22 protein-coding genes are annotated in these 24,151 nt (G+C 27.9%); 4 read left to right on the top strand and 18 right to left on the bottom strand.

The genetic code is table 11. From position 1 onward, the window contains the following. The first annotated feature begins 109 nt into the window (after positions 1-109). On the top strand, positions 110-3,355 hold the full coding sequence (locus F7018_RS03915) for a hypothetical protein (protein ID WP_150898687.1): 3,246 nt from the start codon (positions 110-112) through the stop codon (positions 3,353-3,355). 233 nt (positions 3,356-3,588) lie between these two features. After that, complete coding sequence (locus F7018_RS03910; protein WP_150898686.1) at positions 3,589-4,407, top strand: abortive infection system antitoxin AbiGi family protein; 819 nt, start codon at positions 3,589-3,591, stop codon at positions 4,405-4,407. A gap of 40 nt (positions 4,408-4,447) precedes the next feature. Here F7018_RS03910 and F7018_RS03905 read toward each other — a convergent pair whose 3' ends face one another. The 14 genes from F7018_RS03905 to F7018_RS03840 all read right to left on the bottom strand — a co-directional run bounded on the left by F7018_RS03905 (position 4,448) and on the right by F7018_RS03840 (position 16,183). Beyond that, positions 4,448-6,118, bottom strand: coding sequence for a phosphotransferase (locus F7018_RS03905; RefSeq protein WP_150898685.1), 1,671 nt, complete (start codon positions 6,116-6,118; stop codon positions 4,448-4,450). Next, the gene (locus F7018_RS03900) at positions 6,118-6,810 is read right to left on the bottom strand and encodes a hypothetical protein (RefSeq protein WP_150898684.1); all 693 of its coding nucleotides are present in this window, start codon (positions 6,808-6,810) and stop codon (positions 6,118-6,120) included. Before F7018_RS03900 ends, F7018_RS03905 begins: the two co-directional genes overlap by 1 nt. Positions 6,811-7,169: 359 nt before the next feature. Beyond that, entirely contained in the window at positions 7,170-7,949 is a 780-nt protein-coding gene (locus tag F7018_RS03895) for a sterol desaturase family protein (RefSeq protein WP_150898683.1), read from the bottom strand. A gap of 112 nt (positions 7,950-8,061) precedes the next feature. Further along, positions 8,062-8,823, bottom strand: coding sequence for a LytR/AlgR family response regulator transcription factor (locus F7018_RS03890; RefSeq protein WP_150898682.1), 762 nt, complete (start codon positions 8,821-8,823; stop codon positions 8,062-8,064). Beyond that, positions 8,820-9,821 carry a sensor histidine kinase gene (locus F7018_RS03885; protein WP_175578636.1) on the bottom strand — a complete coding sequence of 334 codons (1,002 nt, stop codon included), beginning with the start codon at positions 9,819-9,821 and terminating at the stop codon, positions 8,820-8,822. Before F7018_RS03885 ends, F7018_RS03890 begins: the two co-directional genes overlap by 4 nt. A 45-nt stretch (positions 9,822-9,866) precedes the next feature. Then, the gene (locus tag F7018_RS03880) at positions 9,867-10,505 is read right to left on the bottom strand and encodes a hypothetical protein (RefSeq protein ID WP_150898680.1); all 639 of its coding nucleotides are present in this window, start codon (positions 10,503-10,505) and stop codon (positions 9,867-9,869) included. A 288-nt stretch (positions 10,506-10,793) separates the two neighbouring features. Continuing rightward, positions 10,794-11,273: a hypothetical protein gene (locus F7018_RS03875; protein ID WP_150898679.1), complete on the bottom strand. Its 480-nt coding sequence runs from the start codon at positions 11,271-11,273 to the stop codon at positions 10,794-10,796. Between the two features lie 62 nt (positions 11,274-11,335). After that, a complete protein-coding gene (locus F7018_RS03870; protein WP_150898678.1) occupies positions 11,336-11,887 on the bottom strand; it encodes a hypothetical protein in 552 nt (183 codons plus the stop codon). A 140-nt stretch (positions 11,888-12,027) separates the two neighbouring features. Beyond that, positions 12,028-12,915 (bottom strand): M56 family metallopeptidase, encoded by an 888-nt coding sequence (locus F7018_RS03865; RefSeq protein ID WP_150898677.1) that lies wholly within the window; start codon positions 12,913-12,915, stop codon positions 12,028-12,030. After that, entirely contained in the window at positions 12,912-13,283 is a 372-nt protein-coding gene (locus F7018_RS03860) for a BlaI/MecI/CopY family transcriptional regulator (protein ID WP_150898676.1), read from the bottom strand. The genes F7018_RS03865 and F7018_RS03860 overlap by 4 nt, the downstream gene beginning before the upstream one ends. Positions 13,284-13,595: 312 nt before the next feature. After that, positions 13,596-13,919 (bottom strand): cupin domain-containing protein, encoded by a 324-nt coding sequence (locus F7018_RS03855; protein WP_150898675.1) that lies wholly within the window; start codon positions 13,917-13,919, stop codon positions 13,596-13,598. A 1-nt stretch (position 13,920) separates the two neighbouring features. Beyond that, positions 13,921-14,415, bottom strand: coding sequence for a MarR family winged helix-turn-helix transcriptional regulator (locus F7018_RS03850; RefSeq protein WP_150898674.1), 495 nt, complete (start codon positions 14,413-14,415; stop codon positions 13,921-13,923). Between the two features lie 102 nt (positions 14,416-14,517). Beyond that, positions 14,518-15,519: a metal-dependent hydrolase gene (locus tag F7018_RS03845; protein WP_150898673.1), complete on the bottom strand. Its 1,002-nt coding sequence runs from the start codon at positions 15,517-15,519 to the stop codon at positions 14,518-14,520. A 64-nt stretch (positions 15,520-15,583) separates the two neighbouring features. Continuing rightward, positions 15,584-16,183: a DUF6642 family protein gene (locus F7018_RS03840; protein ID WP_150898672.1), complete on the bottom strand. Its 600-nt coding sequence runs from the start codon at positions 16,181-16,183 to the stop codon at positions 15,584-15,586. A 185-nt stretch (positions 16,184-16,368) separates the two neighbouring features. Here F7018_RS03840 and F7018_RS03835 point away from each other — a divergent pair, with 185 nt between their 5' ends. Together F7018_RS03835 and F7018_RS03830 are read left to right on the top strand one after the other, a co-directional pair. After that, positions 16,369-17,457, top strand: coding sequence for a glycoside hydrolase family 53 protein (locus F7018_RS03835; RefSeq protein ID WP_150898671.1), 1,089 nt, complete (start codon positions 16,369-16,371; stop codon positions 17,455-17,457). A gap of 105 nt (positions 17,458-17,562) precedes the next feature. After that, positions 17,563-17,850, top strand: a complete 288-nt coding sequence (locus F7018_RS03830) for a hypothetical protein (RefSeq protein WP_150898670.1) — start codon at positions 17,563-17,565, stop codon at positions 17,848-17,850. Here F7018_RS03830 and F7018_RS03825 read toward each other — a convergent pair. The 4 genes from F7018_RS03825 to F7018_RS03815 form a co-directional block, all read right to left on the bottom strand. Next, the gene (locus F7018_RS03825; protein WP_150898669.1) at positions 17,838-18,152 is read right to left on the bottom strand and encodes a hypothetical protein; all 315 of its coding nucleotides are present in this window, start codon (positions 18,150-18,152) and stop codon (positions 17,838-17,840) included. The genes F7018_RS03830 and F7018_RS03825 overlap by 13 nt on opposite strands. Positions 18,153-18,319: 167 nt before the next feature. Beyond that, positions 18,320-18,487 (bottom strand): hypothetical protein, encoded by a 168-nt coding sequence (locus F7018_RS18295; protein WP_175578635.1) that lies wholly within the window; start codon positions 18,485-18,487, stop codon positions 18,320-18,322. A 17-nt stretch (positions 18,488-18,504) separates the two neighbouring features. Then, on the bottom strand, positions 18,505-20,718 hold the full coding sequence (locus F7018_RS03820; protein ID WP_175578634.1) for a T9SS type A sorting domain-containing protein: 2,214 nt from the start codon (positions 20,716-20,718) through the stop codon (positions 18,505-18,507). 281 nt (positions 20,719-20,999) lie between these two features. Then, a complete protein-coding gene (locus F7018_RS03815) occupies positions 21,000-24,119 on the bottom strand; it encodes a leucine-rich repeat domain-containing protein (RefSeq protein WP_150898667.1) in 3,120 nt (1,039 codons plus the stop codon). Between the last annotated feature and the right edge of the window lie 32 nt (positions 24,120-24,151).

The raw sequence follows: 24,151 nt of genomic DNA, 5'->3' as shown, positions 1-24,151 counted from the left end.
TTATAACTTAGACAGATGTTCAAATAAGAGACAGCTGAAAAAATATATGATTCAGTAAAAGAACTAACAGTAGCGTATAAAATAATTGCTAATAAGAACTTACTCAACAATGAATGTGAAAAAAAAAGAAGAATTCATAACTCCTTCTCAATTTTATAGAAATATTAGACCTGAATTTTTTTCTGACTCTAAAACAATATCCAAAGTTCTATTAACTAAAGAACAATTAGCTTTTGAAATTAGTCAGATTTCAACAAATCAAAAGCATGATAGTTTTGAAACTCTTTGTCGAAGATTAGCAGAAAAATTAATCACTCCTAATTTAATACCCCAAGTTGGACCAACAGGAGGAGGAGATGGAAAAACAGATTCAGAAACATATCCTGTTTCTAATTACATTTCTGAGAGATGGTTTCAAAGTAATAATAAATGGAACGAGAATGAAAATTGGGCTTTTGCCATGAGTGCTAAAAAGGATTGGAAACCAAAAGTAAAATCTGATGTAGATAAGATTATTGGGACAAATAGAGGTTATACAAAAGTATATTTTTTTTCAAACCAAAAGATTCGTAGTAAGGATAAAAAAGAAACTCAAGACCTAATTAATAAAAATTATAAAATTGAGTTGATTATTCTTGATGCAGAATGGATAATTGAAAATGTTTATAGCAATCATCTCCTAAATGATGTAATTGACAGTTTAAATTTATCATCTTTACATTTAGAAGAAAAAGTCGTAGGTCCAAATGATTTAAAAAGAAAAGAAGAACTCTTTGATATTGAAGAAAGAATAAATAATCCAAATAGAACTTTTGAAGTTGATTTTCAGTTAGTAGAGGATTGTTTAAAAAGTGCAATTTTATCAAGAATGATAGAATTACCTAAAAATGAGGTTGTTGGGAAATTTGAGAGAGCAAAAAGATTTGTGATTAAACTAGATAACTTACAACAAAAAATAAAAATACATTATCAACTTGCTTGGACTTATTTAAATTGGTATGACGATTATAAAGGTTTTTATCAAGAGTTTTTAGAGTTTAAATCTCTAGTAAATAAAGAGCCTAATTTGAGTAATTTGGAATTGTATTTAAACTTATATAATCTATTAACAAGAATATCTACAATTGAAGAAATTAAAGATTATATTGGAAATAACTTCAGTCATGATGAAAAAGAGTTTATAAAACTATTAAAAGAATGCAGTAAGAATCAGAGCAAACCTTCAACTGCTTTATTATGTAAGTTTTATTTAGCTATTATTAATATTTCAATTAAATTAAAGAAGAGAAAATCAATAACTAACGAGCTTATAAATTTACAGGCCTATTTTAAAAAAAGCCAAAACCATTCGGACATTCCTTTCGAGCAATTAAAAGGAATAATTGATATTTATAGTGAGTTATTACCAGACAATATAGAATTTGACAAGTTAATTGATCTAATTGCAAAATTAGAATCAATTAGAGTTTCAGAATTATCATCTGCTAAAATTTATTTGAGTAGAGGTACAACAAAATTAAAAAACAATTTAAACAGAGAAAGTTTAGTGTTTTTTGGAAAAGCTGTGAGAAAATTAGCTAAAGAAGAAGTACAAGATGAGTTTTATTTTTGTTTAATTTTATTAAGTGATGCATATTCAAGATTGGGGCTATATTGGGCTGCAAATAATTGTTTAATTATTGCCATTAATTTATATGCAAATGAATGGTTTACTAAAGGTAAGATTGACAAGAGAATTTATATAAGTCTTGAAAAAATTTTAAAAAATGAGGTTATCTTAGGTCGAATACCTGTATTACTTTCTTGGTATGAATTATTTAATATTATAAAAAAATATTTTGATTCAGAAAAAAAACTAGATAATGACCAAATGTCTATCGAAGAACTTATTGATGGTTGTCTTTCTACTAGGTTATTGAATACAGACTATAAGAACTTTCATGAATTATCAGATTTACCCGAAATTCTTGATAAACATGAGTTATGGCTAAGTAATGGTTCGGTTTTATATTTATTAGGTTATGAGGAAAAAATAGAAATTGATAAATCCAAAGACTCTTCATTTACCAAAGATAGTTTTAAAAAATTCTATAATGCATTAGCAAATCAACCTTTTGCAAAACAAATGGCTTTTCAAACGAATTTTTTAAATTCAGAAGACATATCGTTTAATACTAGGGTTTTAGGTGTTGATTTTATAATAAAATCTAATGATGACATTCAACTTATTATTTTAGGAGAAACTATTCTAGCCTATTTTGAATCTTATTTAGCAACTGCATTTGAAAATGCATTCCCTTTGTCAGAAAAAATTATAATCAGTATTAAATATCAAAAGTTAGATGATTTTTTTAAAATAAAATCTGCTAGTAAAAATTCATTTATTTTATTTATAAAACAAGATTATTCCTATAAATCAAAAGATATATTAGGGTTAATGGAAGAGTTTTTGCCTTTAATTATTGGAAAAAACTATCTTTTCAAAGATTATAATAAATTTTTCGAGAACCTATATAAAAATGATGAAGTAAATGAAAGATTATCTTTAATATTTAGGCATAAAAATTCCTTAACAAACATTTTAACTTCAAAGCCAAAATTCTTTCTAAAAAATTGGAAAAATGAAAAGACAACGAATTATATACTTAAAAGGAAATCAAATCCGATAGAATTAAAAGTGTCTAAATTAAATTTGAAATCAGAAAAAAAGATAAATGAGAAAACCTTTTTCAACTCTGTAACTCATCAAAATTTTAAAGCACAAACAGTTATTGATGCAGAACTATGGGATAAAGCTAAATGGAAAGGTTTTGGTTTTTTGAAATTGCCTTCTAATAATACATTAGGTATAGTCTTAGCTTTTCAAAATGAAGATGCAGGAAAAAAAATATTTGAAAATTGGATAAATGAATATGGTGCAATTGATACTAATGATGAAATTTGCATTACTATTATTAAAGGTATTAGAAAAAAGAATCCTTATTGGTATAAAATATTAATTAACAAGTTTATGGATATAGATAATATGAAAGAAGGTCAATTTATTTCATCATCTTCTCGATTTCATATGATGGAACCAAAAAATGATATAAACCTTAAAAATTTAATAAAAGGTTTCGAGTTTTTTAATAATTACACATTAATTCCTGCATTCATTGATAAGAATTATGATATGAAACCTTTTTTTGAACTTGGTATACAAAAAAGTAAGCTAAAAATAATTGATGCTTGGAAAATTGGAATTCATAATCCTGAAAGAGTGGTAATAACTGATGATGATGAACCTATTATTCCTAGTAATATAGACAATGCACCTATTTTAGAATTACTCAAAGAAAAAAGAAATAAGAAATAAGCATATCGGTAGGTATAAAAACATATAATTAAGTCTACTTTTGAAAATAAGTAACCAATAAAAAATCAATAAGAGAAAACTGTTAACCATTGATGTTTATATAATTGCCTAAGTTGTTATTGATTCTCTTATAACTTTATATTTTATTCTAGATTACAAAACAAGAAAAAGATAGAAAGCACTTGATTATAATTTGTGTAGGAAAGTTTGCTTGATTTTAAAATGCTAAAAAAATGAATTTAAAAAAAGGAAATTTAGAACCTCCATTTGAACAAAAAAAGATTAATCATATTTTCCACTATACAAATAATTTTGAAGTATTACTTAAAATTTTAAGAAATGGTTTTGCTCCTTCTTATTGTATAGAAAAAATAAATGATATAGAGTATTACATTCCAATGGTAAGTTTTTGTAATATTCCTTTAAGAGATGTAGATTTATATTTACGTTACGGTAAATATGGAATTGGTATGAGTTTACAATGGGCTATAAAAAACACAATTTCTCCAGTAGTATATATTCATGAAACTACTCCTTTTGGTAAATTTCATAATAGTTTAATTAGTTTACATTTTAAGCATATGATTAATGATATTTTTCATAATAAATCAATTGAAGAAGTGGAAAATAAATTGAATGAAAATTTCTTTGTTAAGTATGATGAAAAATCAAAAGATATCTCTAAAATTAATACATCTATAATTCAGTTTTTTAAAAATTGGAAAACTTTATATAGAAAACGTGAAATAATAACATATCAAGAAAGAGAATGGAGATTTATACCGAAATTAGAAGATAATAAAAAAATAATTCATCAAGAACAAAGTGAGTTTAGTTCAATAAAAAAACTAAAGAAACCTCACTTACCAGAATATTCAATTAAATTAGATGATATAAATGATATAAGATATATTTTAATAAATAACGAAACTCAAAGAAAAAAAGTTCTAAAACTTTTAAATAAAACTTTTGGAGAATCAGTTGTACTTGAGTCAATTATTTCAGGTAACTTAATGATTATTAATGATAAATTAATTCATGATGATTTTTAAATTAAATCATATAGATTTTAATTACCTTTTATCTACTGTATTATTTTTTACTATCACTCCCAAACATTGCTTTAGAAATTAATCTTAATCGCTCAATAAAATCATTAAGTCCAAATCCAATTAATGTTGTTAAACCTAGTAATAAATATAATTTTGATTTTGTAACCCCTGTTCCTTTTAATTCTAGTATTCCTGCGTTAAATAAAAAGTAAAAACAAATACCAGCAAGAAATCCTATCAAAGGTCTTAAAAAATACCAAGGCCACCAGCGGTTTAAATTTAAATCATTTTTATAACTTGCATTTCCTACAAAATCCCACATACTTCTTATACTAACCCCTAATATTGATAGTAATCCACAAGCAAATATAACAGCTAATGTATTTGGAGCATTTTGTCTTGAATCAAAAGTTAAAGAGTTTACAGCTTTAAAATAGGAATTATTTCTTGGTAATGAGTCCGAAGCTAATTTATATAGCTGCTGTTTCATTTTATCAGAAATGACAACATCACTATACAAATTTTTATCTTGATGTTTAAACCAAACAGGAGCATTAGCATATTTTAAAGAAATTTTTTCTGTATTATTCCATGTTTGATTATAAATTTTAGTTCTATCTAATTCTATATTAAATAAGGTTAAAAATGCAATTACAATTATTATTGAAAACCAAAATAAGCTCATAGCTGCTCTAATTTTTTGTTGATTGTTTGATCTTTTTTCAGTGTTTTCTTCTATAAAAAATATTTCATTTAAAAAAGATTTATATTTTTTTAAGTTTGTGTTAAATCTCAAATTTATTTCTTTTATTCCTTTGAAAACATTTAATAAAGGATCTCTTTTTTTTCCTGAAGGTAAGTCTAAATTTAAATAAGGTGCTATTCTGCAAATTCTTATAAAAGAATATTCTTCTATCTTTTTTATTGTTATTGTATTATCTTTTTTTAAATATTCTTTATATACCTCATTAAAAAAATCGCTTGATCCTTCCCTCGCATACAAGTAACCTAATGCCATTTTTAAATCACCAGAAATGACCTCTTCAAAATCAATAAATCCTTCTAATCTATTTAAATCGTTTATAATTATATTTTCTGGATGAAAATCTAACCAAACCAAATTATTAAGTTTCTCTTTGTTGTTATTCCCTTTTATTAAAGAAAAATTATAGTGTTTTAATAAATCATTTTTTAGTTCTTTATTATTTGTTAAATAAATTTCAGAATTTTTATAAGAATCAATTAAAAATTCTTCCCAACAATTATGCTTTGCTGTCAATTCATTCTCTAAGGGACCAAAATTATTGCATTTTATTTTTGAAAGATTGAAAATATTATCTACTATTTCGCTGATAATGATGTTTTTATCTTTTTTGTTTAAATTGTCGTAAATTTCATTTAAAGGTCTTCCTGGTAAATATTCATAAATTATATAAGATAAATTAGATACAGGATATTCATTTGAAGAACCTATTAATTTAGGTACTTTGATCTTTTTTTCATGAGCCTCTTGTAATATTTTTGGTTCATATTTCATTATAAACTCTCTTCCTTTTGGGAATACTCTAACAATGAATTTTTTTTCATTTGAACCTTCAAAACCTGTAAGGACATATTTTGTTGTCATTACTCCTTTCTCTAATTCTTTATATGTTTTTAATGTAAATCTTGTGAAATGTTTTAATATCTTGTCTAGTGTTTGTTGTTCCATTAAATAATTTCTTTTAATATTTTTTCATTTAATTTTGGAATAAAGAAAAATCTCTCAAAAAGAGATAAATCATTGTAGTAATTTTTATTTTGTTTTATCCATAACATTGTTTCTTCTTCAATTGTAAAACCTAAATTACTGGCATAATGTAATATTCTAAACCAAAGTACAGATGTTCTTTTTAATTTAATTAATGAAGTTATATTTTCATCTGGGTAATCAAATCTAACTAATCTTATTACCTTATTTCTAATATCATCAATTGCTTTATTTGAAGCAAAAAATTCACCGGTTCGTAAAGAATATGCAAAACAATTAATTGTAAAATCAAATTGCTTCAAAACATCTTCAATACTGTAGCATCTTTCTACTCCATTATTAAATTCATTAATTGATATTATATCATAATATATATTATCTTCATTTCTTGGAAACCAACGTAAAGAACCAAAAGGTCCTTTATTAATTTCTCCCTCTTCTTTTAACTTTTTTATAAATTTTTCGCTTTCTCCCTTATAAAAAACATCAATGTCTTTAATATTTAAATTAGGTTCAATAAAATAATTTCTTAAAATACCTCCAGCGATGTATAAATCTATATCATCATTAATTTGTGAATAATCTGAAATAATTGAAAAACTGCTTGTTATTTCTAATATTTTCTTTTTTATTTTCGTTAAAGAGTTATTCAAATCATCATATTTTTATAATAGTATTGTCCATTTGTTTTAAGTAAATATAAAAATTTATGATACTTCAGAAAAGCGAAGCTTGGGTTAATTTTTAAGAATATAAATTAATATAATTTATTAATATTAAATGTCGTTTTTTTACGTATGAGAAAGGTTGTTACATCCAATTAGGCTAGTTTAGAGAATAAACAAAATGTAGCAATATGCTGAAAAATTAAAACTTAGAAGGTTTATAATTTCAGAGGAAATAAACCAAAAAAGAGACAGCATTTTAACTGTCTCTTTTCTATTTAATTGTTATTTCATAATCTAATAAAACTGAATCCCCCACTCTCCTACTCATTTTATTATACTATAATTTACTGTTTTGATAATTTTTGTTTTTTAAATACCCCTTTAAAATAGTCTACCATAGGCTTAAATACAATTACAAACGGATTGTGTCCCATAAACCCAGTAGTAACTCCATAGGTTACTTTATCAGTTTCGGGAACATAAGTTCCAAAAACTCTGTCCCAAAAAATAAGCATTCCACCATAGTTTTTATCTAAGTATTTTTCGTTAGAACCATGATGTACTCTATGGGCAGAGGGTGTATTGAAAAACTTTCCCTCCAAAACTCCTAACTTTCCTACGGCTTCTGTGTGTAATAGAAATTGATACAATAAACTGATGGCTAGTGATAATGATATTAAGGTGGGATCAAAGCCTAAAATAACCAACGGCACATAAAATAGAATACTCGTAAATTTACCTACCCAGTTTAAACGACCCGCTGCTGTTAAGTTAAACCACATACTTGAATGATGTGTATGATGGATTGACCATAAAAATGGAATTTCATGACTCCATCTATGATACCAGTAATACACCATTTCTACCACCATAAAAGTTATAAGAAATGTGTAAATGTTAACTGGAATTGTAAATAGTTTGAAGGACTCAACAGCTTCAAATAAAAATAATCCCCAAGCCAATGAAATTGGTTTTATAAATCTACCAATAATGATAATTACCAAATTAGAAAGAGAATCTTTTGTGCTATAACTTCCCTTTTTAGTAATTAAAGACCAAATAATCTCAGCGAATATTAAACCTATAAAAATCAAGAAGAATACTTTTGCATATGTTGTTTCCATAATATTTGTGTGTTAATTATGGTTCAAAAGTATTGAGGAAAAGAGTGTTTATTTAAAAAATGAAAGTGAAGCTGCTAAAATAGAAAGTGAAACGACCTTAATGTTATTTTAACTATTGATGGTGCATCCAATTTTTTAATTGGGGCGCTTTAGCCTTGCTTACAACTATTTGTTCCTGTGGTTTAGGATTGACATTTAAAATCAATTTTCCATTAAAATAGAGCTGAAGATTTTCGATAGCGTTTCTATTGACTATAAACTGTCTATTAGCTCTAAAAAATAGCGCAGGGTTCAATTCTGTTTCAATGTCTTCAAGCTTTTTATCGATAATAAAACTTTTATTGTCTTTATCAACTGCTTTTACAATACTATCATCAATAGTAAAATATGCTACATCGTTTACATTTAAAGGGATTAAGGTATCTCGTTGTTGTACCAAATAAGTGTTTTTATACGACTTCTTTTCTGATTTTATTAACTGCAACATTTGCTGAAATTGCTCATTAATTGGCGAAGCTTGTCTTGTAGATTTGTATTTATCAATAGCATCTTTTAATTCCTCTTCGTCAATTGGTTTTAATAGGTAATCTACACTATTAACCTTGAAAGCTTTAATAGCATACTCGTCAAAAGCCGTTGTAAAGATGATAGGAACATTAACTTGGACTTTTTCAAATATTTCAAAGGATATACCATCGGCTAAATGAATATCGAAAAAAGCTAAAGCTATTGAATGTTCTTTATTAAAAAAATCTACAGCATCAACCACAGTATCTATAACAGTTTCTACAGTAATTGAAGGATCAATTTCCTTTAAAAGATATTTTAAATTTTCTGCTGCAGCTTGTTCGTCTTCTATGATTAGTACGTTCATATTATTGGTAATTTTACTATGAAATAATCACTGTTGTTTTCAATACTTATTTCCTTATTTAAAAGTAGCTTAAATCTGGTATTTAGATTGCTTAATCCGGTGTTGGTGCTTTCTACATTGCCTGTTCGTTTTTGCAATTTATTCTTTACAACTAAAAAATGATCTTGACTATAAATAGTAACCCTTAAAGGTTTATTTACAGAAATCTCATTGTGTTTTACAGAGTTTTCAACCAATAATTGCAATGCTAATGACGGAATTTTCTTCTGAAGTAAGGCATCATCAATGTTGATAATGGCTTTAAAATTTTCTCGATAGCGCTGTTTGATTAAATAAAGATAACTATCTAAAAACTTTAATTCTTCTTTTAAGCTAACTAAATCCTGGTCTTTACTTTGAAGAATATAGCGATATAAAAAAGAGAGTTTCTTTATAAATTTTCCTGCTGAATTTTGGTCTTCTCTAACCAACAAACTCAATGAATTTAAAGAGTTAAATAGAAAATGAGGATTAACTTGATTTTTTAAGGCAGCCAATTCATTTTGTAAACTTTGTTGCTTGAGTTGCTCTTTTTCAACAGCATCAATTTTCGCTTGATTATTAAGTGTAATAGTTCTGCTAATAACTATAAGCATCAGCATAACAAAGAAATAAACAAAACTATTAAAACGAGGGTTTAATGTTGTTGAATTATTTCCATTGATAACAACATCGAAAATTCTAAATATGAAAATCCAAACAACAAGAATTGCAAAACTTAAAAAAATAGCTTTCAAAAAAGTCTTCTTTTGAAACCATTGAATACTCCAATCTATATTAAGTTTTAGAATGAAAAAACAAAATCCAAATAAGGATATAATACGAAGCAAGGTATCATTTGTTGATACTTCCCAAAGACCACTACCATCTGCACTACCGAATAAAAATACAAGACGAGGAATATTTACCAGCAATGAAAAGCTAATAGCTACTATAAGTATGAGTTTGTTGTTATTCATAGATAGAAAGGCTTGCATTGCAAGCCTTTTATAATTAAAGAGTTATTATTTTTTTTCTTTTCGTTTTTCCTTCATCTTCTTTTGAACTTCTTTTTGTATCTCTAAATATACTTTATATTGTTTAGATGACAATAAGGACTTCATTTCCTTGTTTTTACCTTTTTGAATAGATTTATATGCTCTGTATTTACTAAAACGAGATTTGCTACTATTTTTTAAGGCTTTTAATTGACTACCATATCTTTTTGAAATTTCGATATATTGCGGCTTTTGATCTTCTGTTAGATTTAATCGATTGATATATTCTGAAAACTCACCCGAAAAATTTTTACTTAATGATTTACGTTTATCTGTCTTGAAATCTTGATACATTAAATATTGTTCTTCAGACAATAATTCTTTTAGTTCAGAATCCTTTTCAGACTGAATACGCTGTACTTCTTTTATTTTTTCTTGTTTAGAAAGACCAGCTTCTTTTACAAATTTTAATTGCTCGCCATATTTTTTAGCAATAGTTTCATATGATGCTTTTTGAGTTTCAGATAAGTTCAGTTTTTCAAAATACTGTGCTAATTTTTCTTTTGCTTGCTCTTTTTGTTTTTCGCTAAGTTTTTTGTCTTGAGCAAATGTTATTGAACTGGCTATTAATAATGTAACTATTAAGATATTTTTGATTGCTTTCATTTTTATTTTTTAATAATTATGAGACAAATGTATTTCAGTAGTTGAAGCATAATTTAATTTTTAAAGTGAAACGTCTAAAATGATATGTGAAATGACTTTGATTTATATTGAAATATTTTAATGATGCTTCACTCCTATCGTTGTTTCAGGCAAAGAATATGAAAAGTTACGTTTTTCTATTTTGATAAGCTTTATTAAATTTTTACTAGAAGTTAAATTTATATATAAATAAGAACGAGAACAGAATTCAATTCTGTTCTCGTTGTATAAGATAGTTATGGAATTTTTTTAGCCTCCAGATCCTGCTGTTCCTACTTCTGGATGCATTGCAAATTCAACAAAATTTGTACCAGTAGGAATTGATAATGTTATATTCCTTGTTTCATTAGGTTGCATATCAACTCCTGGAGTTGGACCATACTCTGTACTATTTCCATTAGCATCGAAAATGTGTACTTCCAAACGTGTTTGTTGTGCCACATTTGTGTTTAGGTTTTGAAAAGTTCCTTCAAAAGTGTTGGTTGATGCATTAAATGTAATAATAGCTCGAATACCATTTAAAGTTTCGTCTGCGGTGGCATTTTTTGCCCAACGCTTTCCACTTTCTCCTTGTTCATTGCCTGTTTCGGAATGATTTCCTTCTCCTGCTTCTCCCATGCCATTTTCATTATGCATCATTTCTCCAGCTTCATTGTTGTTTTGGCTGCATGAAATTGTTATCAGGTTTATTGCGAAAATCATCGCAAAAAATAAAACTACTTTTTTCATAATTATTGAAATTTAAGTGATTAATTAAAAATATTAGGTAATCTTATTTCATTGCTCTTAGTTTAATGTTCTCCTTTTCTTTCTCTCTTTTTTCCGTGTTCTCCACGTTCTCGACCTTCATGCCCCTTGCCTTCTTGTTCTCCGTGAGCATGTTCGTTACTCCCTACTTCTGCATGTGTAGACCAAGTTGTAAAAGATTTTTTTGTTGATTTTATAGTTAGTTTTTGCTTTTGATTTGGTTGTAATGTTATTGGTTTTGTTGGCCCCAACTCTTTGCCATTTGATAAATGAATTTCTACACGAGCTCTTTTTATTGGCTCTTTAGTTTTATTTTGCATAAACCCTTTAAAAGCATTTGATTTTTCATCAAACTTTAGCACTAATTGAACTCCTTTCTTTGTTAAATTATAGGTTTCATTCTTTTTTAATTGGCTTCCATCCTCTTCACTTTCTCCCCCTTCATAATCACGTTCATGGGCTCCTTTCATCATTTTAGTTTCGTGTCCTTTATTTTCAGAATGATTTCCTTCACTGTGCTGTGCATTAGTTTTGCAAGAAATAGTTAAAGCTATTGCCATTAAAACTGTTAATCGTTGTACATTTTTTAGTTTCATTTTCTTAAAATTTAAATTAATAATTGTTCTACAGATACAGAACAAATATATTGTTCTAATATTGTAGAACAAAAATATTTTAGGTTTTTTTTAACTTTTAGAAAAAAGCTGGTCTAAATTTTAATAGATAAAATGGATGTTTATTCGTGTTCTTTTAAAGAGCTTTCTGTATAGCTTCTATGCTCTTCATTGTGATGATGCTCTTCTTTATTTGTAGTAATATCAGCTATAAATAAAAAAACTAAAGTGAATAATGGTAGTACCGCTATTTGAATTATTCTTTTTAAAACGGATGGTGTTCTTTTATTCATCATTAAAAAGCGTTGCTTTGTAAGTGAATAATTTACATTACTGGTAAGAACATTCGAATTGTGAAAAGTTGCTAGATCTAACAACATATTTTGATATGAATATTGATTTTTATGAGTAGCAATTACACATTCGTCTGCAATAAATTCATGATTTAACTTAATCGCTTTTGTTATTAAATGTGTTAAAGGATTAAACCAGAATACTATTTGAAAAAGTTCAGTAAACAATACATCTATGGTATGTTTTTGAATAGCATGTGTGTATTCGTGAGTATATAACTCTTGTGCAATGTTTTTTGATTTATAGTCTTCTTTATTAAGAAATACATAACTTAAAAAAGTATGTGGAAGTATTTTCTCATCCAATAATATCAATGATACATTTTTATACTTTTTTATGTGCTTATTCTTAAATATCCTTTTTAAAATAGCTACTAAACTTTTAATGAAACGAACTAATAAAAAGCTTGTAACAATTATATATAGGTAGAAAAAATAAGTAAAATATGTATTATTTTGTATTGTACTAATACTACTTATATTCTCTATTGGGCTTTCCATATATATTTTTAAATTAGGAAATATGATAGCCATTAATAGCATTGCTAACAAGTAGAATCGATTGAATTGATGCATTTTTTGACGTTCTAAAAACAATTTATAGAACACAAACAAAAGACTTACACAAACAGTTGATTTGATAAAGAAATACATCATTTTGACTTGTTTTGAAGCTGTTTATCTATAATGCTGCGTAGTTCTTTTAGCTCTTCTTCTGTCATGTTATTTTCTGTTGTACAAAATGAAGCTAACTGCACAGCTGAATTATTGAAAAAGTTTTTAATCAGCTTACTAACTGAACTCGATGAATATTCTTTTTTTGCTATTAACGGATAATATTCTCTCTTTGATCCTAAGAGATGATAATTAATAATTCCCTTTTCTGTCATTCTTTTTAGCAAAGTAGCTATGGTTGTTTTTGCTGGTTTTGGATCAGGAAAATCATTCAACAATTCTTTTAATAATGCTTTTTCCCTTTTCCATAAATAATGCATTAATTTTTCTTCTGTGTTTGTTAATTGCATATCTCAAAATCTTTCTACAAATATAGAACGTTTTTTTGTTCTAATCGTATAGAACACTTTAGATTCTTATAATTAACATTTATTTTAAGGTTATATTGACTTCAATATTTAAAAGAAACTTATTGGTGAAAATTTAGAAAAAAACACCCAAATTTTAACCTCTCTGAGAATTGAGTATTCAGTACTATGATACAGAAATTTTAAAATACGCGATTCTCAGGAAGGTCAAAAAAAGTAACAGATTTTAATGTTTTTTATCTCAATTTATAAATTCTAAACAAGATGTTTAAAATTAGTGAATTTGATATAATATTAAAGAGTTTTATATCTATCAGCTTGATCGAATAAAGTTAAGTCTTTATAACCAGCTTTAATTTTAGCAGAATGCAAAACATCTTTTTCGATAAAATAGCTATCGCCTTTTTTTAATAATCTAGGTTTTCCATCTATGGTTAATTCCATTTCTCCATCTAAAACAATTCCCCATTGTGCATTGTGAGAGTGAGTAGGAACTTCAGCATCGTTTTCAAATTCCATAAAAATAAACTGTTGATTTCCAGCTTGAATTAGTTTTGAAGTAACTCCTTCTAAAGGAATTATTGCACTAGGATGTCTATCTATTATTTCAGGTAACATATTATTGTATTTTGTTGTTTTTAAGTTTTTTATCATCATTGAAACGCTCGAAAAAATTCTTTTCATCTAAATTTTTTTCTATTTGAGAAAATTGTAATAAAAAATTTTCATTAACAATTTCATTGACTATATCTTTAATCTTTTTCCATTGAAGTTTAAAAGCAGGAAACATTTCTTTACTTTTTTGAGAGAGCTCAATAAGTTTCTTTCTCGAATCTTTTTCATCTGTTGAAATTAACACATAGCCCTTCTCCTCCATTTTCTTAATTACTTTTATAACTGCTGGATGTGAGAACTTTAGCTTGTCTGCTATTTCTGTTACTGTTAAGCGATGTTCTTTTTCTAAGAGTAAAAAATATAAATGCCAATTAGGTTCAATATCAAATTCAGAATTGTCATATATTTTTCTTACATCATAAATTATGCTATCGCTAAATCTTTTTACTCTAGCTATAATTCCTGAATAATCTAATGTTGTTAAAAAATCTTTCTCCATTTTATATGTAACTGGTTACGCAAATATATCGAAATAAATGTAACTGGTTACATTTTGGATTGAGTTTTAAATAATCAATCTAGTATATTATTAAAAAAGGAATTAATTCCCCTTAATTCTTTGCCAAAGTGTTTTCATCAAGAATTTGGCATCACGACCAGTTTTAGGAAGTTCTGTTGCTTGGATATTGCCCTCCTCTTCTTTTAAAAGATAAGAAAAAGTAAAAAATGAAGTACCATCTTTTTTGGGAATTAATCCAAAACGTAAATCGTTAAAATACCATTGGTTATCTTTTTGTTCTATAATATACCAACCTTCTGAAATATCTATAAGTCGTTGTACATTAGTATATTTAGTTAATACATCAGATTTTTCACGATGCTTAGGATATGCAGTAAATTTTAAGGGTTGAGTATCAAAAAAAGAATAATCAGTAATAAGATAATTGTCTTTTGTATCGATATTAATATTCCATAAAATAGTATTCAAAGCTGCTGGACGTGTACTAATGACAGTATATTGTATCCCTTGATTTTTTAATTCGTTTTCAACTTTATTATAAACTATCAACTTTAAAATCAAGGCGATAAAAAGATAGCTTGTAGATATTATAAGACCAAACTGATTAATTTGTGCCCTGCGTTTTGATTCAGGTTTATAAAAAAGAACTGCGATACAACAAAAGAGAAATGGTAAAGTATATAAGGGATCTATAACAAAAATAGAATTGAACGCTACTTTGATATCTAATGGCCAAAGTATTTGTGTGCCCCATGTAGTAAAAGCATCCAATAATGGATGTGTAATCAAGCTCCAAAAAAATAGTTTTGCCCAAGGTTGCCAACCAAGGTTTTTCTTTTTTTCTAATTTATTGACTAGCCAGCCCAAAAGTGGTGCCATAATGATAGAAAATAGAATAGAATGACTAAAACCACGATGTAATTCTATAGCAGTAATGGTATCTGTAAAAGAACCCAGAAATACATCAAGATCAGGAATGGTACCTCCAATAGCTCCATAAAGTAAGGCTTTGTTGCCAATTTTTTTTCCTAAGACAGCCTCGCCAACTGCTGCTCCTAATACAATTTGAGTAAGTGAATCCAATTTTAACTACTTTTCTTTAACAATAATACAATTATAATGTGTGAATTAAATAGGCTTTAGTAATTTAATAATACAACCTAAAATCGAGAAGTTTACATAGTTTATAGTGCTTTTTGTAAAGTTTTTCTACTGCATTTAACATGTCATCGTCTTTTTTAAACAGGTTAAAAAACACTTTATCAAGATCAGAACTAGCTATTCCATTAAATTGATTACCGTATCCAGAAATACCTTTTGCTCCTGTAATATCTAAAAAATACTGTGCTTCATCTTCATCTAAATCAAGCACTTTTGCATTAGAAAAATGCAATAGTTTATCATTTAATCGACCTTCAAAAATCTCTGCAATTTCTTGTAAACTATAGTAATAATCATTCAAACAAATGCTATTGGCTTCGCCTGTTATAACAAAGTAGATAATTTCATAGTTTTTAAAATTGTGATCATCTAAAACCAAAGTATTTAAACTTGCTTCTAAGCCTTCAATAGAATCGCATGTTTGATAAATACTAGCGATTCCATATTGCATAGTTAACTCCTCTAATTTCTTTTGAGTAAGTGTATCCTCATTCATTTCAACATCATCAACAGCTTCTAAACAGAATATAAAATAGTCTGTATCTCTATAATTTTCTTGGGGTAAATGCTCTATGTTTTTTAACAAGTTTCTGGATTTATAAAAATGAAAGACAAAAATACTACAACTCTTTCTATTATTTAACTCTAAATTGAGCGTAAAAAGTAAAGAGAATGTTGGTAATTTAAACAATACTTCCCTCCTTTTTTTTAATGTATTCAATTAAAAAATAGACTCTTTTTAATTATATTCGTTTTTCCAATATTTTAAAGATGAATAAAGGTGCTTTTTTGAATGTATTCAGGATTCTATTTGTAATTGTTTTAGTTTTTACTTCTTGTAGTAAGAGCAATACTATAAATCTTGAAAATGAAGATGAAGTACAAGAGTTTATTTCTGCTGTAGACATTTCTAGGTTTCCTGAAATATCAAGTTCAAACACAAAGTTTTATGACTCAAACGGAAATTCGAGAAATTTTTTAGATATCCTGAAACAAAGTGGTATCAATACTATTCGGTTACGACTATGGGTAAATCCTTCGAATGTACATTCGGGTTTTGATGAAGCCCAAAAGTTTACTAAAGAGTTAAAAACCAAGGGTTTTAAAATATGGTTAACGCTTCATTATTCAGATACTTGGGCAGACCCTAGTCAGCAAAAAATACCTGCGAATTGGATGGGGCTCAATTTTTCTGAAATGAAAGACAAAGTTTATGATTATACTAAACAAGTAATAGAAAATTTACAGCCAGAATACATTCAAATTGGTAATGAAATTAATACTGGATTTTTGCATCCAATGGGACATATAACTGATAATTATAATCAGTTTAGTGCACTAATGAGTTCAGGAATTAAAGCTGTTAGAGACCACTCTAAGAGTACTAAAATTATAATACATTTTGCAGGTATAGAAAATGCTCTATGGTTTTATAATCAAGTAAAAACACTTGATTATGATATAATTGGACTTTCATACTACCCAATTTGGCATGGGAAATCTTTGAATAAGCTGGCATCTACAATGAATCAGTTGGCTAATGAGCATGATAAAAAAATACTCATAGCTGAAACAGCATATCCTTTTACACTAGGTTGGAATGATTGGACCAATAATATTGTTGGTTTAGATAGTCACTTGATTTTACCTGATTATCCATCATCACCAGAGGGACAACAGTTATTTATACGAAAAGTTAAAAAACTTACGAATGAAGTTAAAAATGGAATAGGTTTTTGTTATTGGGGAGCTGAGTTAGTAGCATGGAAAGGAACTCAAGCTACTAATGCATCTCCATGGGAGAATCAAGCTTTATTTGACTTTAGTAACAAAGTTTTGCCTGCTTTAGAAGAGTTTTAAAATTGTTTATTTTGGTTGTTCAATGTCTTAATATTATATTTACATAATTCTCCCCATTGTAAAAAAGAGCCTAGTATATAACTTATTAAGTTTACTTTTTTACAAATGAAAAAGATAGTGATATCTGAGCTTGCTAGCTTAGAAAATAAAGAAAATGTAGCATATTTATTTAAGAACTTTGGAAAAAAAGTTGCCTTAAACTATTTGGATTTTTTTGATAAGGTTATTGAATTATTGGAGAAAGGATTATATACAGGAATATATGATGAAAGGTTAAATCTTAGAAAGATTTTAGTTGTTGAGCAAATTTATATACTATATGATCAGGTTGACAATGATACTTATTTAATTGTTTCTGTATGGAATAATAAACGTTACCCTTATTGGTTTTGATATTCTTTTCGTAATTCTTCTATAGTAGTACGAGCATTTTCAAATTTACCTTCTCTATATTGTTTTTTACTTTCAGAGATATTATTATTCAATTTCCATTCGTAATATTCTTGAGGATAAAGTAATTCCGCAATTTTTACTAACTCTTTTACAGTAAAAGTTTGGTCTTTTAACTTTCTATAAAAGGTAGGTTTAGAAACTTCGAGTTTTTCAATAAAATACTTTGTTTTATAATTAGATTTTTCAATTAGCTCTCCTATTCTTAAAGAATACAATTCAAAATCTTTAACTAACTGTATCATATATTTAACTTTTTTGTATCGTATATTTATCAAATATAATAAAATAATTGATATATAATGCTGTCTATATATAGTTTTAGGTTACACACAATCTTTATTTACAATGGTAAATACTCAAAAAAAGCATCCTAAAAAGGATGCTTTCTTAATAAACTTTCAAAGACTATTTAAAACCCATCACCTGGGGCTTCAGGACTTTGTGCTTGTGCTTTTTGCGGGTTAAGAATCATATAGGTTCCTAAAGCTGTTAAAGCAGTATATTTACCATATTTTCCAAGTTTTGTTAAAGCTTCTTTTCTACTTATTTTATTTTCTGATTGTATATTCTTGTTCATTGTTTTGATCTCTTAAATTATTGTTTAATGATTAGCTTAACCTGCTTATTTCCTTCTTTGTACTGTACATTTGCTAAGTAGATTCCAGTAGCTAATTTTGGTAGTTTGATTATTGTTTTTCCATCAGAAACTCTCTTTGTTTCTATAACTTTAACTCCTTGTGTGTTATATAGGTTTAAAGTAAATTCTCCTTCTGAAATCCCTTCAACAATTAAGTCACTTTCAATGGTAAATACTTTTAGAGTATTATCAGTTATAATAGTTGGATCAATATTCGTTTTTGATGCTTTTACTAAGTGTAATTTAAATCGTTCGCTATTGTCTTCTATAAGATCAATTTCAATAGTCGAATTGTCTAACTTTTGTAGCGTGTTTTCCTTTGTGTCTTCTAAATACAGCTCTAAGTTTTGAGGAATATTATTCGCTTCCATAGTTAATTGCAGTTTAGAATCAGCTGCAGCTTTTATTCCTAAAGGAATTATACTTTTACTTTCTGGAGTTGCTAAGGATTGAATAGCGAATTCTATTCCTTCATCATCTTTAACTAATCGAGTAAAAATATCAAAAGAAGTTTTTCCATAATTTCCAATATCATAGCCAGGGTCTAAGCCTTCGGTTGCTGTTTCATTTAAAATAACCAAAGTATTTACTTGTAGTTTTCCATTGGAAACAAGTAGTTTAATGGTTTGTTTATCTGATTTACTAGCTTTTGAAAAAGTTCCACCTGTAGCAGGTTGATTTAATCGTTGATCTTGATCTAATGTTATTGAATTAGCACTTGTAGCTGCTTTTACTAAAAAACCTTGCCCTGGAGCTAATGAATTTTCTGAGCTAACAGATGAGTTAGGAACATATTTATTCTGTGCCTGATCCCAAATATAAGCTGCTACATAGGATGGGTCTAAACTTCCAGAGTTATCTGCAATAAAGTTATCTCCAGAGTTTTCGTTAATAGGTAAAAATGCAGTAAAAGGATTTCCAACAGCATTCCATTCTGAAGCAGTAATAGCTTTTGCTACTGAATTATTTTCCAGATTCCCTGTAAAGCTCACACTTCCATTGGTAGCTCTTGAAATAGCATAACCTCTACCCGATTCAAAAGTTAATGCATTGGTCGCTAAATCGTCAGTTGTATAGTATACCCATTTAGAACCTGTGCTATTACTGTCGTCATAATATGCAATAGCATATCTATTAGGGGTTACTGTAGTATTCATACGAATATCATTAGCCACATTTTCAGCAAACTCTTTAATGCTTTGCCCAGTAACAGGAGCGCTAATAACATACCATTGGTTTGCTACTAAATCTCCTCGTTGGTAAGTAACTGTTCCGTTGGCTGTTCCTTGTACAATTAATGAACTGCTTGTACTTGCATTTGAACTCATAGTAACTGTTCCATTGTTGGTAAAATTGCCAGTAACATTAATTGCTCCACTTCCTGAAACTTGTAAAGATGATGAAGCATCAATACTAAGTGAATTAATTTGAACATTATTTCCTGTAGTAACGTGTGGTGTAGTTGCTACATTTGGAATAGTAACATCATCTGTGGTAATTGGTATAGCTCCTCCACTCCAATTTCCTGTAACAGACCAATCAGAATCGGTATTCCCTGTCCAGCTAACTCCATCGACCACAACAGCTCCTGCTGAATCAAAAGAATCTCCTGTAATTTGAGCTCCTGGCTCGTTTGTACAATCAGGGAAACCAAAAGTTGCAGGTCCGCAAGCCGTAAAAAACTGATCTAAAAATACGCCTCCTGTTTCAAAAGCTACGGTTGGCTCTTCATTAACATCTGTATATTTAATTTTAATACTAAATAAATGCTTTGGTGTTGAAGTAATATTATTAGCAGTAATAGTACCGCTACTTAATCCTTGTTGAAAGGATGTTGATACTCTTGATGTTGTATTATCGTTTACAATAAAGTCTTTATAAGCAGGAAAACCTGAATAAGTTTCTCCTAAAATACTTCCCGAAGGTTGAGAATATTCAAAATTACTATTGGTATGTATATTGGTTCCAAAAGCCGCTGTATTATAGGTGAAATAGATTTGTCCAGAACCTAGTTTGAAATCAACATCAGAAGCTATGTAAATATCAGCTTCATAATAATCGTTTGTACCATCGTTGGTATTTTTGGCATTAACAAAGGTGAAACTTATATTTTGAGCAAAGGTGATGCTACTTAATAAAGTTAACGCGATAAATAGTATTTTTTTGTTCATGATTTGTTCAATTTTTTTGAAAAACCAAACCTCCCAAACCCTTACTATAGTTATGACACATAGATACATTTTTAATCAGGAGGCTGGTTATATGTTTTATTTTTTTTGAATATTTATAATTTGCATGCTAGAACCATTAAATGATTTTTCAATAATTATTCTAGACAACCAAAAGAGAGTTCCTTTATAAACAATTGGTAAAAATGAAAATCGTTCTATTTTTTTTCTGACTTTGAATTTCTTTCTGGGGTTTAGTAGTTTCATTGGTTAATTATTTGTGGTTAAAATTGCTCTCCTTTACCCGTGTTTTGCATAATTAGATTGATATCAGCGTTTTGAACCTGTCCATTCATATCTACATCAAACAATGAGTAACTAGAGATTCCTAATTGAGGGATTGTTATATTTATATCTGAATTTTGAATTTGTCCATTTCCAGCTACATTTCCTGCAGGTAAGGCAAAAATTGAATTGGTAACCTCTACCAAGGCATTAGAACCATTTAACACGTTTCCATCGGAAGTAAAATCAACATTAGCTTCGTCATCACCAAAAACTAAAGGTGTACTGGTTACTGCTGTTAAATGGTTTCTGTGTGCAATAGCTACATAGTAACTACCTTGCCAAGCACTAATTACCGGGGGTGATGAGCCATCTAAATTCATTACAGCACTACTCTTTTGTAGGAAAAATGATTTTCTGGCAACTATTTCATTAATATCGTCGGCACTTCTTAATTGGATTTCAACCCAATCAACTACGGCACTAGAATTTGATGTATTAAAAATTGAAGTATCACAGGTAGCTCCGTCTTCGTAAGGCGATGTTGTAGGTAGTAAGTTGTTAGTTCTTAAATCGTCATTCATTTCAAATTCAGAACTGTTAAAAGGACCTTCTAAAATAGCTCTTACATTCATTGTACATGACTCACAATCTGTACTAAAATTGGTCTGTGAATCTTTTCTAGTAAATTTAGTATCTGCATAATCTACATCATCTACTTGAATACATGTAAGCTTTGTATTCCCTGAAGCATCGAAATAAGTAAAATTACTATTATTACCATTTTTAATATTTAAAATTTCCAATTGTGCATCGTTAGCAGATAGTCTTCTTAATACTGGATTTTGAGAAATATCTAAACTAGATATTTTTGTATTGCTTACTCCAATAGTTTCTAATGCTGGCATATAAGAAAGATCTAAACTTTCTATGAGCGTGCTACTCAAACTAAGTTCTCTAAGATTGTTATACGATTGATTGGAAAAAGTAACGGTAGCTAGATTTGCATTATTATTTAAATATAAATTGGTTAACTCTGTATTATTACTAAGGTCTATACTAGACAAATTACACTCATCAATACTTAATTCTATTAAAGCGGTATTGGTAGATAAATCAAGAGAAGAAATTGATCCTTCAGAAAAATGAAGTTCTTCCAATTTAACTAATCCAGTAGTGTTTATTGTTTGTAAATCGCTTTCCTCACCATAAATAACTTCCAGTTTTGTATTATTACTAAGGTCTAATGAAGAGAAAGGAACTCCATTTAGGTTTAGATTTACCAACGCTGTATTTTTTGTTATATCAAGAGTGCTAAGATTAGTTGCTTGTAATTCTAAGTCTTCTAATATGGTATTGTTTGTGAGGTCTATCGAAGTAAGACTATTTCTTGAAAGGTTTAAAGATTTTAGATAAGGGTTTCCAGTTAAATCAATAGTTGACAAGTTATTGTCTTCCAGATTTAATGATAATAGTGCAGTATTATTAGTTACATCGATAGAAGTTAAGTTATTGCTATCGATAATTAGTGTTTCTAATTTTTCATTGCTAGAAAAATCGACTGTACTTAGATTGTTTCTGGTAAGGGTAATCGTTTTAAGATTGTAAAAATCTTCTATTCCAGTTAAATCTGAAATATTATCTGATCTCATATACAAAGAGGTAACATTATGAATGGCTAATTTGGGTACTTTCCCATCTCTTGCCACATCATCATAAGCACTTAACTCATCTTCAAAATTTACATCTGGTATTGCTGTATATATCGTTGTACATGCTGTAGTACTGAAACTTGTACCAGAATCTTTGGTAGTAAAATTGGTATTTGCAAAAATTTCATCATCTACTAGAATACAAACTAAGTCTGAATTTCCATTAGAAGAAAAAGTTGTAATATTCGTATTGTTGCCATTCTGTAAATTGAAATGAAACAATTGATTAGTATGTGCTTCTACACTAGTTAACTGTGCTAACATTGAAACATCAAGTACTTTTATTAAATTATTGGATAGGTTTATCTCTTGTAATAATAAGTTTGATGAAAAATCGATTTCTTCTAATTGATTTTGACTAGCATTTAGGCTTGTCAAATTTGTAAAAGCACTTATTCCAGAGAGATTATAAATATTTGAATTACTGATGTCTAAAGAGTTTATTGCTGTAGCATTTGTATTTAGAATGTGGTTATCTTGAATATCATCTATTCCTAAATCAATTAATTTAGTTTCAAAATTGTCATCAGAAATAAAGGTTAAAGTGTTACAGTCTTTACTATATGCCATTTGCGGATCAATTTCAGAGGTAAATAGTTTAGTAGCTAATCCAGGATCGTCAATTGAAACACAAGTTAAATTCGGATTGTCTAATAAATCTATGTTAGAAAAATTTTGAGTATTTCCTGTTCTAAGATCAATGCTTGTTAATTGATTTTTTGAAGCGTCAATATCTTCAAGTAAAGGATTATTGCTAAAATCTAAGGTTGTTAAGTTATTTTGATTTAAATAGATTTTTTCAAGTTTAGGACATTCTGATACATCTAAACTAGTTAGGTTACATCTTCCTACATAAATATCGTCTAAAGAGCTGTTATTACCTAAAATAAGTGTTTGCAAAGTAGGTACTCTAAAAGCCGTAAATTGTTCTAATTTAGTTAAGTCTGATAAATCTATACTTACAATATCATTATAACTAATAGAAAGTGTTTTTAAGGCTATGTTTGTTGATACATCTAAGCCAGTAAGCTCATTGGTGGTTGCAGTTAACTTTTCTAAATAAATTAGGTTTTGAATATTTAAGGTTTCAATTTTATTGTTCCAAATATTAATATCAACCAGTTTAGTATTTGAAGATAAATCTAGTATTGTTAGGTTGTTTTGGGTTACATTCAGTTCTTCTAGATTGATAAAAGCTTCAATACCTGTTAGGTCAGAAATAGCTTTGTTATTGACAACTAATTCAGTTAAAGATTGAATATTAGAAGTAGGTATTTGTCCATCATTAGCAATGTCATCATAAGCAGCTAAAGCGTTTTCGAAGTTACTGTCTGGTATTTGTGTATACTGTGCTTGTAATTGGAATACAATACAGTTTATAAAAAAAATAAAGACATATTTATTCATAATTATATTTTTATTGATTACTCTTTTTAATT

The organism is Tenacibaculum aiptasiae, from assembly GCF_008806755.1.
GTDB lineage: Bacteria > Bacteroidota > Bacteroidia > Flavobacteriales > Flavobacteriaceae > Polaribacter > Polaribacter aiptasiae.
The sequence above is the reverse complement of the archived record's forward strand: the minus strand, read 5'-3'. Positions and strand labels throughout refer to the sequence as shown.

Excerpts from the sequence above, each read along its gene's own strand:
- F7018_RS03905 (WP_150898685.1), bottom strand. The coding sequence starts at position 6,118 with ATGGAACAACAAACACTAGACAAGATATTAAAACATTTCACAAGATTT.
- F7018_RS03885 (WP_175578636.1), bottom strand. The coding sequence starts at position 9,821 with ATGAATAACAACAAACTCATACTTATAGTAGCTATTAGCTTTTCATTG.
- F7018_RS03860 (WP_150898676.1), bottom strand. The coding sequence starts at position 13,283 with ATGCAATTAACAAACACAGAAGAAAAATTAATGCATTATTTATGGAAA.
- F7018_RS03830 (WP_150898670.1), top strand. The coding sequence starts at position 17,563 with ATGAAAAAGATAGTGATATCTGAGCTTGCTAGCTTAGAAAATAAAGAA.
- F7018_RS03890 (WP_150898682.1), bottom strand. The coding sequence starts at position 8,823 with ATGAACGTACTAATCATAGAAGACGAACAAGCTGCAGCAGAAAATTTA.
- F7018_RS03910 (WP_150898686.1), top strand. The coding sequence starts at position 3,589 with ATGAATTTAAAAAAAGGAAATTTAGAACCTCCATTTGAACAAAAAAAG.
- F7018_RS18295 (WP_175578635.1), bottom strand. The coding sequence starts at position 18,487 with ATGAACAAGAATATACAATCAGAAAATAAAATAAGTAGAAAAGAAGCT.
- F7018_RS03850 (WP_150898674.1), bottom strand. The coding sequence starts at position 14,415 with ATGGAGAAAGATTTTTTAACAACATTAGATTATTCAGGAATTATAGCT.
- F7018_RS03835 (WP_150898671.1), top strand. The coding sequence starts at position 16,369 with ATGAATAAAGGTGCTTTTTTGAATGTATTCAGGATTCTATTTGTAATT.
- F7018_RS03895 (WP_150898683.1), bottom strand. The coding sequence starts at position 7,949 with ATGGAAACAACATATGCAAAAGTATTCTTCTTGATTTTTATAGGTTTA.
- F7018_RS03865 (WP_150898677.1), bottom strand. The coding sequence starts at position 12,915 with ATGATGTATTTCTTTATCAAATCAACTGTTTGTGTAAGTCTTTTGTTT.
- F7018_RS03870 (WP_150898678.1), bottom strand. The coding sequence starts at position 11,887 with ATGAAACTAAAAAATGTACAACGATTAACAGTTTTAATGGCAATAGCT.
- F7018_RS03825 (WP_150898669.1), bottom strand. The coding sequence starts at position 18,152 with ATGATACAGTTAGTTAAAGATTTTGAATTGTATTCTTTAAGAATAGGA.
- F7018_RS03875 (WP_150898679.1), bottom strand. The coding sequence starts at position 11,273 with ATGAAAAAAGTAGTTTTATTTTTTGCGATGATTTTCGCAATAAACCTG.
- F7018_RS03880 (WP_150898680.1), bottom strand. The coding sequence starts at position 10,505 with ATGAAAGCAATCAAAAATATCTTAATAGTTACATTATTAATAGCCAGT.
- F7018_RS03820 (WP_175578634.1), bottom strand. The coding sequence starts at position 20,718 with ATGAACAAAAAAATACTATTTATCGCGTTAACTTTATTAAGTAGCATC.
- F7018_RS03815 (WP_150898667.1), bottom strand. The coding sequence starts at position 24,119 with ATGAATAAATATGTCTTTATTTTTTTTATAAACTGTATTGTATTCCAA.
- F7018_RS03855 (WP_150898675.1), bottom strand. The coding sequence starts at position 13,919 with ATGTTACCTGAAATAATAGATAGACATCCTAGTGCAATAATTCCTTTA.
- F7018_RS03915 (WP_150898687.1), top strand. The coding sequence starts at position 110 with ATGAATGTGAAAAAAAAAGAAGAATTCATAACTCCTTCTCAATTTTAT.